The organism is Mesorhizobium sp. J18 (assembly GCF_007829525.1).
Lineage (GTDB): Bacteria > Pseudomonadota > Alphaproteobacteria > Rhizobiales > Rhizobiaceae > VLJP01.
Genome location: NZ_VLJP01000078.1, coordinates 121,490 through 132,041 on the forward strand (window position 1 = coordinate 121,490; position 10,552 = coordinate 132,041).

The following is a 10,552-nucleotide window of genomic DNA, read 5'->3' on the forward strand; positions in this document are numbered from 1 at the left end:
GTTTGCCCCGTTTTATGGTTCTTTGGCCCGATGCTCGTCGGCAATCAAGGCGTAAAGGTAGTGGTCCTGCCAGGTACCATTGATCCGCAAATAGGATCGCAGAAGCCCTTCGCGCCTAAATCCGGCTTTTTCAAGCAAACGACTCGAACGATTGTTTTTCGGGATACAGGCAGCTTCGATGCGGTGCAACCGAAGCGTATCGAAACAGAACGGAACGACGAGGCCGAGCGCATCCTGCATGAAGCCGCGGCCGGCGAAGCGCTCTCCCATCCAGTAGCCGATCTGCGCCGATTGGGCGACGCCATGGCGGATATTGCCGATGGATATGCCGCCGGCGAGGTTGCGGCTGGAATTCTCGAAGACGAGGAAGGCGATGCCGGTCCCCTGGTCGGCCTCTTCGCGGTAGCGCTTCAGCCTTTGCCGCCAGGCGTGACGCTCCAGTTCGTCCGGCGCCCATTGCGGTTCCCACGGCTCCAGGAAGGAGCGGCTTTCCCGGCGCAGCGCAGCCCATTCCCGATAGTCTTCCAGTGCGGGCGGGCGCAGGAATACCCTTTCGCCCCTTAGCGCGGGAATGTCGCGGCGAAAGAAGGGCAGGGCAAACATGCCCCGATCCATTCACACGGCGAGCTTCCGCAGCGCCGGACGCGGAGCGGCAAGCATGTCGTTGATGGCTTCGAAGGGAACAAGCTTTCCGACCGGGCCGACTGCCGCAACGGTGGGCTTCGACGTGAAGAGCCGGGTGGAAAGATCGGTGAGACGCTCGACCGTCAGGTTCGACAGCCGATCCATCATCTCTTCGGTGCCGATGGGACGGCCATAGAGCAGAAGCTGGCGGGCGATCTGCGAGGCGCGGCTGGCCGGGCTTTCCCCCGACATCAACAGGCCGGCGCGGTATTGCGCGCGCGCCCGGTCGAGCTCCTGCTGGTCGATATCCTCGCCGGCCCTTTGCAGTTCGGAAAGGATGACCGGGATCAGCTCGGCTATGTCGCTGCGGCCGGTGGCGGCATGGACACCGAAGACGCCTGTATCGGAAAAGCCCCAATGGAAGGCATAGACCGAATAGCAGAGCCCCCGTTTTTCCCGCACCTCCTGGAAGAGACGGGAGGACATGCCTCCGCCGAGGATCATGGACAGTACCTGCGAGGCGTAGAAATCGCGCACATGGTAGGCGCGGCCCTCGAAGCCGAGGATGATCTGCGCATCCATCAGGTCGCGCTGCTCGCGAAAGTCACCGCCCACATAATGTGCATATTGCGGCAGGGAGCCGTCGGCCTTGCTGCGGAAGCCGCCGAGATGGCGCTCGACCTCGCGCACGAAGTCGTCATGCCGGACGCCGCCTGCTGCCACGACGATCATCCGCTCGGCGCCATATTGGCGCTCGAGGAACTTGTGGAGCTGTTCGGATGTGAAGGACTGGACGGTTTCCGGCGTCCCGAGGATGGAGCGGCCGATCGCCTGATGGCGGAAGGCCGTCTCGGTGAACCGGTCGAAGACGATGTCGTCCGGCGTGTCATGCGCGGCGCCGATCTCCTGCAGGATGACATGCTGCTCGCGTTCCAGTTCGGCGGGATCGAATTTGGAATCGGTCAGGATGTCGGCGAGGATGTCTATGGCAAGCGATACGTCGTCCTTCATGACCCGGGCGTAGAAGGCGGTCGTCTCCACGCTGGTCGCCGCGTTGATCTCGCCTCCGACATCCTCGATATCGGTCGCGATCTTCCACGCGCTGCGCCGCCCCGTGCCCTTGAAGGCCATATGCTCCAGGAGATGGGCTATGCCGTGCTCGTCTTCACGCTCGTTGCGCGAGCCCGACTTCACCCAGACACCCAGGGCAACGGATTCAATATGTGGCAGGGTTTCGGTCGCGACTGTCAGGCCGTTCGACAGACGGCTTACCTCTACACCCATACAGGCTTAACTCCCTGAATTTCCGGACGCTGCCGCCGAGACGCGGCGGCTGATGTGATCTTCCACCATTTTAAGGTCGGAGGGAAGGACCGTAAACTCCTCCTCCCTTTCCATCAATCCTGCCAGCCAGTCCGGCAGGGTTGGCACAATGCCGGAGGCTTCCGCAACCGCATCGGGAAACTTGGCCGGATGGGCGGTCGCAAGGACCACCATCGGTGTTTTCGAGGCCGGCTGTGCGCGCGCCACGCGAACGGCGGTGGCCGTATGCGGATCGAGGAGATAGCCGCTCTTTTCTCGAACCTCCCGGATCGTCGCTGCGGTTTGCTCCATATCCGAACGGCCGGCCGAGAAATCGGCCTCGATGGCCAAGCGCGTCTTTTGGCCGAGGGTGAAGCCGCCGGACTGTTTCAGGCCGGCCATATAGGCGCTAACCTCCTCGGCATCGCGTCCGCTCGCCTCGAAAAGCAGCCGTTCGAAATTCGACGAGATCTGGATATCCATCGACGGCGAGGTGGTGGGGACGACGCCGCGCATCCGATATTCGCCACTTTCCAGCGTGCGGGCCAGAATGTCGTTGTCATTGGTGGCGATCACCAGCCGTTCGACCGGCAGCCCCATGCGTTTGGCCGCATAGCCCGCAAAGATGTCGCCGAAATTTCCCGTCGGTACGGTGAAGGATGCCGGCCGGTCCGGCGCGCCGAGGGAGACGGCGGCGGAGAAATAATAGACGATCTGGGCCATGATGCGCGCCCAGTTGATCGAATTGACGCCCGACAGCGAGACCCGGTCGCGGAAGGCATGATCATTGAACATGTCCTTCACCAGCCCTTGGCAGTCGTCGAAATTGCCCTCGATCGCCAGAGCATGGGCGTTGGCAGCCTTCGAGGTCGTCATCTGGCGCTGCTGCACCGCCGAGACGCGCCCCTTCGGAAACAGGATGAAGATGTCGGTGCGCTCGCGTCCGGCGAAGGCGTCGATTGCCGCGCCGCCGGTGTCACCCGAGGTCGCCCCGGCGATGGTAGCGCGCTCGCCGCGCTCCGCGAGCACATGGTCCATCAGGCGGGCGAGAAGCTGCATCGCCACGTCCTTGAAGGCAAGCGTCGGCCCGTGAAACAGTTCGAGCACGAACTCGTTCGGTCGCGTCTGCACCAGCGGACAGACCGCCTCATGGCGGAAAGTCGCATAAGCCTCGCCGATGATTCTGCGGAAGGTCACATCCTCCAGCTCGTTTCCGACAAAGGGTTTCAGGATGCGGAAAGCGATTTCCGGATAGGCGAGTCCGCGCAGTGCGCGGATGTCGTCCGCGCTGAACGTGGGCCATTCGCCTGGCACGTAAAGGCCGCCGTCGCGCGCCAGGCCGGCGAGAAGCGCATCCGAAAAGCCGAGGGCGGGGGCGCTGCCGCGCGTGCTCACATAATCCATCAGTCAAGCTATCCTGGTCGGGTGATGGCCCGGGCCTATGGAAAAGCCGCGAAGCCCGGTCGCATTTTGGTCTCGCGGTTGATATAGAACACCTGCCTTGCCATAGGGAAGAACGGTTTCAGGGGTTCCAATTGCTCAACGGTCGTTTTCTATCAGCTTTTGCCCTGGGGGGCCTCATGCTCGCAGTGGCCGGATGTCAATCCGGCAGCACAGCCGGTCCCGGCGCCGCAGCGTCACAGGCTGGTGGTGAAGAGCAGGTCCGCGAAAGCGAATTGAGGGCCTATTGTCCTCGCCTCATGCTGCGCGAGGGCACTGCCTACTACACCACCTATCAAAGGGGCGGCGAACAGGACCCGACCAAGGTCATCTATCAGGCCGCAATCACCGAAGTGACGCGGAAATGCAGCTATACCGCCAACGGCGCCACCATGACGGTGGCGGCAGCAGGCAAGGTCGTGCCCGGTCCGCTCGGCTCGGCCGGTGCCATCACAATGCCGGTCCGCGTCGCGGTGGTGCGCGGCGATCAGGTGCTCGATTCCCGGCTGCACCAATATACCGTTCAGGTGGCCGATACGGCCGGCGCCACGCAGTTCATCTTCAACGATCCGAATGTGCTCATCCCCGCACCGGTCGACAGCAGCGTTCAGGTGTTTGTCGGCTTCGATGAAGGGCCGGGTACCGGGCAGTAAGGCGGGCCGTTCAGACCTTCTCGGACCATTCCGAGAGCGCGGCGATCACGCCGGGAAAATCCGCCCAGCGGTGGATCACCGTCTCGGCGCCCGCCTCGGTGAGGAGGTCGGCATGGCCGGGATGCGTATGCGAGGCTCCGGTAAAGCCGATCACGCGCATTCCCGCTGCCCTCGCACCCTGGATGCCGTGTACCGAATCCTCGATGACGAATGTCTCAGCGGGGTCGGCTCCCATTTTCTCCGCGGCGTAGAGGAACACGTCCGGAGCCGGTTTCGGCCTCATCGTCGGCGTCTCGCGCGAGGAGAATATCTTGTCACCGAAAACCTGCTGCAGTCCTGTCCTGGCGAGCATGGAATCGATGCGGGCGCGGGTGGAGTTGGAGCAGATGCATTTGGGAACCGTCAGCGACAATGCCGCTTCGCCCGCACCTGCAATCGCGCGGACCTCCGCTTTCAGCCGATCATCTACCATTTTCTCCGCCCGATCGATCATTGAGGCTTCGAAAAGCATCTGTGCCTCCTTCTCGATCTTCAGGAGAATGTCGCGGAAGGTAAGGCCGGAATATTGCTGTGCCAGTTCCTCGGGTGCGATGTCGTAGCCTGCGGCGCTCAGCAACTGCGCTTCCACGCGGGCGGCGACAATCTCTGAATCGACGAGCACGCCGTCGCAATCGAAAATGACAAGTTGAGGAGCAGGCATAGGCTATCCTGGAAAGCGGGTTTCTGTTCGGGATTGCCCGCGATGTCTTCATGCATCGGGCAAAGATGGCTCGCCTCGCATTTAGTGCCACCGCCGGCATATGTCCAATCGTGGCGGCACTTACCGAATGTTTACCCATCCCGGTAACCATAACGCAAAGTAAAAGAGTAATGCGTTTCGGGGTGTTTTCCGTATGTCAGCAGTGCGTCCCTTGGAGGATCTTCCGCCGCTCGCCGCCGGGTCCGAATGGCTCGATACGATCCTGAAGGGCGACTGCGTCGCCGCCCTCGAACGCCTGCCGGAACGGTCGGTGGACGTCATCTTCGCCGATCCGCCCTATAATCTCCAGCTCGAGGGCGCGCTTCATCGTCCCGACCAGTCCAAGGTCGACGCGGTTGACGACGAATGGGACCAGTTCGAAAGCTTCGCAGCCTATGACGCCTTCACGCGCGCCTGGCTGCTGGCTGCGCGTCGTGCCTTGAAGCCGGATGGCACGATCTGGGTGATTGGCTCCTATCACAACATCTTCCGCGTTGGCGCCATCATGCAGGATATCGGCTTCTGGCTCCTCAACGACATCGTCTGGCGCAAGACCAATCCGATGCCGAATTTTCGCGGCCGCCGCTTCCAGAACGCCCATGAGACCATGATCTGGGCCTCGCGGGACAAGAATTCGAAGGGCTATACCTTCAATTACGAGGCTATGAAGGCCGCCAATGACGATGTGCAGATGCGGTCGGACTGGCTGTTCCCGATCTGCACCGGCGCCGAGCGCCTGAAAGGCGCGGACGGCAGCAAGCTGCATCCGACGCAGAAGCCGGAGGCGCTGCTTGCCCGTGTCCTGCTTGCTTCGACCAGGCCCGGCGATGTCGTGCTCGATCCCTTTTTCGGCTCCGGCACCACGGGTGCGGTGGCGAAACGCCTCGGCCGTCATTTTGTCGGTATCGAGCGTGAGCAGGCCTATATCGACGCGGCCCATGCACGCATCGCGGCGGTGGAGCCGCTTTCCGCTGCCGATCTGGAGGTCATGACCGGAAAGCGTGCCGAGCCGCGCGTGGCCTTTGTCAGCCTGCTCGACGCCGGGCTGATGAAGCCGGGCACGCTGCTCTATGATTGCAAGCGGCGCTGGACCGCCAGCGTGCGCGCCGACGGCACTATAGCGGTCGGCCAGGAGGCCGGCTCGATCCACCGCCTCGGCGCCCGCGTGCAGGGACTCGATGCCTGCAACGGGTGGACCTTCTGGCACTTCGAGGAGGAAGGCGCGCTGAAGCCGATCGATGAACTTCGCCGTGTCGCTCGCGCCGGTATGCAGACGGCGGGAGGATGACTGCACGCCGATCTTTCCCGGATAAAGCGTTTCGGCTCAGGTCCCGACCCTAGGCGCTCACAAGAACGCCGTAGCGCTCCAGGTCGCGCTCCAGTTGCCCGGCATCGACGAACTGGACCGCCTGCCAGCCGGCGGCACGGGCACCCTCGACATTCTTCGGGCTGTCGTCGATGAACAGTGTCGCCTGGGGATCGAGACCGAAGCTTGCCGCATGATGGTCGTAGATCTCGCGATCCGGCTTGATGAGGCGGACCTCGCCCGAGACCGTCACGCCGCGCGGCCTGTTCAGGAACGGAAAGCGCTGCCGCGCCTCGGCGAAGGTGTCGGCGGCGAAATTCGTCAGCATGGTGACGTCATGGCCGTCATCGATCAGCCGTTCCATAACGACGACGGTGTCGTCATAGGCATGTGACACCATTTCATGCCAATACCGCCGGAAGGCGCGGATATTCTCCTCCTCGCCGGGGTGAACCTCTATCAGAAGCGCCTCGGCTTCCTCCCACGTCCGGCCGCGGTCCTGCTCCAGGTTCCAGTCATGCGAGCAGACATTCTCGAAGAACCAGCGCCGCCTTTCGGCATCCGGGATCAGCCGCGAATAGGGGATTTCGGGATCGTAATGGATCAACACGCGGCCGATGTCGAAGACGATGTGGCGGATATTGCTCATGGATTTTCCGGTTGTTGAGGTATGAGTTTTTTCATGATGCCGGGTATTGCTGCCTCGATGGCCTTTTTCATGACGGTCGGCAAGGCTTCGCCTCGGATTTCCGTCGGCAGTGACCACCAGTGGCCTTCTGGGGCGGGCCCCGCCACCGCATCGGCGCGGAAAATAGCGAGTTCCAGCGAAAAATGTGTGAAGACGTGGGAAATCGTGCCGCGACCTTGCCAGTCAGCCGCAAAGGGGGCGGCTGAGATGTCGGAAGCCCCGTCCTGCCGGGCGGTCCAGCCGGTGGTCGGCACTTCGCTCATGCCGCCGAGCAGGCCGTTCTCCGGGCGCTTGCGCAACAGCACCGCCCCATCGCCGCGCACAGCCACGAAAGCGGCGCCTTTGCGCATGGGCCTCGCTTCCTTCGCTGCCTTGACCGGCAGCAGTTCCGGGTCGCCAAGGCGGATTGCTTCGCAGTCCTCCCGCAAAGGGCAGAGCACGCAGGCGGGCCGGCGCGGCGTGCAGATGGTCGCACCGAGATCCATCATGGCCTGGGCGAAATCACCCGGCCTGTCGAGCGGGGTGATAGACTGCACATAATCCTTGATGAGCGGCTTCGCCTCCGGCAGGGGCGTATCGATGGCTTTAAGGCGCGCCGCGACCCGCTCCACATTGCCGTCCACAACGGCGGCGGGACGGTTGAATGCGATTGCCGCGATGGCTGCTGCCGTATAGTCGCCTATGCCGGGCAGAGCCTTCAGCCCGGCCTCTGTTTCGGGAAATCTGCCGCCATGAATATGCGCCACGGCTTCGGCGCATTTCTTGAGATTGCGCGCCCGCGAATAATAGCCGAGACCTGCCCAGGCCTTCATCACGTCGTCGGCCGAAGCCGCGGCCAGGGCGTTGACGTCCGGCCAGCGGCGCAGGAAGTCGAGGAAATAGGGCTTCACCGCTTCGACGGTCGTTTGCTGAAGCATGACTTCCGACAGCCAGACATGATAGGGATCGGGCGAAGCGCCGTTGCGGACGGCGGACGGCGGCACGCGCCAGGGCAGATCGCGGTGATGGCGATCATACCAGGCGAGCAACGGCCCGGCAGGGCCGCTTTCTTCCCGCTTCGGTGCGGGTTCCGCCATATTCGCGCGTGTCATCGGGGGCAGGCTGGGTTACGCTCTCATCACGGTCAAGGAAAGCTCATGGCAGGGAAAAGAGGCATCGGCAATCCCGTCGCGGTCAGTGACCTGGCCGGCGAGATCCTCGATCCGGTATTGCGCAAGCGCGCCGGTATCTCCATCGGGCTCGTCCAGTCCTGGGAGGAGATCGTCGGCGAGCGGCTTGCCGCAACCTCGCGGCCGGAAAGGATCGTCTGGCCGCGCCGCATGGGCGACGATGACCCGTTCGAGCCGGCAACCTTGGTGATCGCCTGCGAAGGCATGGCGGCGCTGCGCCTGCAGCACGAGACAATGGAAGTGATCGGCCGGGTCAATGCCTTTCTCGGCTTTGCCGCCATCGGCCGCATCCGGATCGTCCAGAAGCCTGTCGCAGCGGGGCGGCGCAGGCCCGTCAAGGCACCGAAACCGCTGAGCGCGGCAGAGAAGGAACGTGTCTCCGGTCTGACGAAGGAGATCGAGGACGACGGCTTGCGCGAGGCCCTGCGACGACTGGGCGCAAGTGTGCTCGGCTCGAAAAAGTAGCAACCATCTCGCATATTCGTGATCAACGGCGCCGGATAGAAGTTGGCAGGTTTGGGATATTGCCTTATTTCGCGCTCAACTCTCGCTTTTCAGAAGGTGCGTGAGTACAAATTCCAACGATTGATGGGTGATTCGCATGATTCGGTCCCTTCCGCGCAGAAGCGTGCTTTTGTCTCTGGTCGCCCTTCCGGCGATGGCGTCGGTGCTGACGGCCTGCAGCGAGGAGGAAGGCAGCGCTGATGCTTCGGGCACGGCCAATGCGGCGCCCGCCGCCGCTGCGCCGGAATCCTCAGGCTCCGTCGATCAGGCAAAGCTGCTCGAAACCGGCCCGCTGCCCGAGATGGCGCTGGGCGAGGAGGGCGCGCCCGTCACGATCGTTGAATATGCCTCGATGACCTGCCCGCATTGCGCGCATTTCCACGAGACTACCTTTCCGCAGGTGAAGGAGAAGTATGTCGACACCGGCAAGGTGCGCTTCATCTTCCGCGAATTTCCCTTCGATCCGCGCGCGGAAGCCGGTTTCATGCTGGCGCGCTGCTCCGACGACAAGTATTTCTCGATGGTGGAAGTCCTGTTCCAGAAGCAGGATAGCTGGGCGCCGGTGGAGAATGCCCGCGATCCCATGCTGCAGATTGCCAAACTTGCCGGTTTTACACAGGAGTCCTTCGAGGCTTGCTTGACGGACCAGAAGCTTCTGGACGACATCAGGGCAGTGCGCAAGCGCGGGGCGGAGGAGTTCGGCGTGCAGGCTACGCCCACCTTTTTCATCAACGGGCAGAAATATTCGGGAGCAATGTCGATTGAGGAAATGTCGGCGGTCATCGACGGCATGCTCTGAAACAGCCGCGACGGCTTCCTCCCGGTGTGTGGCGGCAGCTTGGCCGCCGCTCGTCATCCCGGCCGATGCCGGACGAAGGGCGGCGAGAGCCGGAACCCATTCCGTAACTTCGGCAATTTTTCAGAATGGCCGCCGATATCCGTCATCCTCGCGCCCGAAGCCCGAAGGGCGAGGGTTCCGGGGACCCAGGTCTCGACGGCTGATAGCGCTAATTGTCCTTGGAAGTAGACCCTTCGGACGTCGAGACCTGGATTCCTGTGACAAGCACAGGAATGACGGGAGCAACTGCTGATGCGCTTCTCCCGCCTTCGCCTGCTCGGCTTCAAGTCCTTTGTCGATCCCTCTGAATTCGTCATCGAGCGCGGCTTGACCGGCATTGTCGGGCCGAATGGCTGCGGCAAGTCGAATTTGGTCGAGGCACTGCGCTGGGTGATGGGCGAAAGCTCATACAAGAACATGCGCGCTTCGGGGATGGACGACGTCATCTTCTCCGGCTCCGGCACGCGGCCGGCACGTAACACGGCGGAAGTCACGCTTTTCCTCGACAATAGCGACCGCACGGCACCGGCGGCCTTCAACGATTCCGATGAATTGCAGGTCTCTCGCCGCATCGAGCGCGAGGCGGGATCAGTCTACCGCATCAACGGCAAGGAGGCGCGCGCCAAGGATGTGCAGCTTCTCTTTGCCGATCAGTCGACGGGCGCGCGTTCGCCCTCCATGGTGGGGCAGGGTCGCATCGGCGAGCTGATACAGGCCAAGCCGCAGGCGCGCCGCGCGCTGCTGGAGGAGGCGGCGGGCATTTCCGGCCTCCATTCGCGCCGCCACGAGGCTGAACTCCGCTTGCGCGGGGCCGAGCAGAATCTGGAGCGCCTCGACGACGTCGTCGGGGAACTCGAAGGGCAGATCGAAAGCCTGAAGCGTCAGGCCCGCCAGGCTTCCCGCTTCAAGAACCTTTCCGCCGATATCCGAAAGTCCGAGGCGATCCTGCTGCATTTGCGCTGGACTCAGGCCAAGGCGCAGGAGGGCGAGGCGCATTCGGCGCTCTCGGAGGCCACCAGGCTTGTCGCCGAACAGGCCGCGGCGCAGATGGAGGCGGCGAAGGAACAGGCGATTGCCGCCAGGCGCCTGCCCGAATTGCGCGAGGCGGAGGCCGCCGCCGCCGCCGCCCTGCAGCGGCTGACCATCGCACGCACGCAGATGGAGGAGGAGGCCAAGCGCATCCGCGCCCGCCGGGAGGAACTGCAGAAGCGCGTCGAGCAACTCGAGGCGGATATTGCCCGCGAAGAGCAGATGATCCGTGACAATGCCGAGGTATTGGAGCGGCTGGG

11 protein-coding genes are annotated in these 10,552 nt (G+C 63.1%); 5 read left to right on the forward strand and 6 right to left on the reverse strand.

The features are described from left to right. Positions 1–12: 12 nt before the first annotated feature. From L598_RS20350 to thrC, 3 genes are read right to left on the reverse strand one after another with little or no spacing between them, the layout of a single operon-like run. Positions 13–603, reverse strand: a complete 591-nt coding sequence (locus tag L598_RS20350) for a GNAT family protein (protein ID WP_144865659.1) — start codon at positions 601–603, stop codon at positions 13–15. Between the two features lie 12 nt (positions 604–615). After that, positions 616–1,908 carry a pitrilysin family protein gene (locus tag L598_RS20355; RefSeq protein ID WP_144865661.1) on the reverse strand — a complete coding sequence of 431 codons (1,293 nt, stop codon included), beginning with the start codon at positions 1,906–1,908 and terminating at the stop codon, positions 616–618. Positions 1,909–1,914: 6 nt separating this feature from the next. Continuing rightward, positions 1,915–3,330 carry a threonine synthase gene (gene thrC / locus L598_RS20360; protein ID WP_144865663.1) on the reverse strand — a complete coding sequence of 472 codons (1,416 nt, stop codon included), beginning with the start codon at positions 3,328–3,330 and terminating at the stop codon, positions 1,915–1,917. Between the two features lie 176 nt (positions 3,331–3,506). Here thrC and L598_RS20365 point away from each other — a divergent pair, with 176 nt between their 5' ends. Continuing rightward, entirely contained in the window at positions 3,507–4,019 is a 513-nt protein-coding gene (locus tag L598_RS20365) for a hypothetical protein (protein WP_144865665.1), read from the forward strand. Between the two features lie 10 nt (positions 4,020–4,029). Here the strand turns inward: L598_RS20365 and L598_RS20370 are convergent, their stop codons facing one another. Then, positions 4,030–4,719, reverse strand: coding sequence for an HAD family hydrolase (locus L598_RS20370; protein WP_144865667.1), 690 nt, complete (start codon positions 4,717–4,719; stop codon positions 4,030–4,032). A 193-nt stretch (positions 4,720–4,912) separates the two neighbouring features. Here L598_RS20370 and L598_RS20375 point away from each other — a divergent pair, with 193 nt between their 5' ends. Further along, positions 4,913–6,046 carry a site-specific DNA-methyltransferase gene (locus L598_RS20375; RefSeq protein ID WP_144865669.1) on the forward strand — a complete coding sequence of 378 codons (1,134 nt, stop codon included), beginning with the start codon at positions 4,913–4,915 and terminating at the stop codon, positions 6,044–6,046. Between the two features lie 49 nt (positions 6,047–6,095). Here the strand turns inward: L598_RS20375 and L598_RS20380 are convergent, their stop codons facing one another. Next, entirely contained in the window at positions 6,096–6,713 is a 618-nt protein-coding gene (locus L598_RS20380) for an HAD family phosphatase (protein ID WP_144865671.1), read from the reverse strand. Then, positions 6,710–7,828: an A/G-specific adenine glycosylase gene (gene mutY / locus L598_RS20385; protein WP_246658857.1), complete on the reverse strand. Its 1,119-nt coding sequence runs from the start codon at positions 7,826–7,828 to the stop codon at positions 6,710–6,712. The genes L598_RS20380 and mutY overlap by 4 nt, the downstream gene beginning before the upstream one ends. 60 nt (positions 7,829–7,888) lie before the next feature. Between mutY and L598_RS20390 the strand changes: the two genes are divergently transcribed. The 3 genes from L598_RS20390 to L598_RS20400 form a co-directional block, all read left to right on the forward strand. Continuing rightward, a complete protein-coding gene (locus tag L598_RS20390) occupies positions 7,889–8,386 on the forward strand; it encodes a DUF721 domain-containing protein (protein WP_144865675.1) in 498 nt (165 codons plus the stop codon). 136 nt (positions 8,387–8,522) lie between these two features. After that, positions 8,523–9,224: a DsbA family protein gene (locus L598_RS20395; RefSeq protein WP_144865677.1), complete on the forward strand. Its 702-nt coding sequence runs from the start codon at positions 8,523–8,525 to the stop codon at positions 9,222–9,224. Between the two features lie 291 nt (positions 9,225–9,515). Further along, positions 9,516–10,552: chromosome segregation SMC family protein (locus L598_RS20400; protein WP_144865706.1), on the forward strand; the 1,037-nt coding region annotated here is incomplete at its 3' end.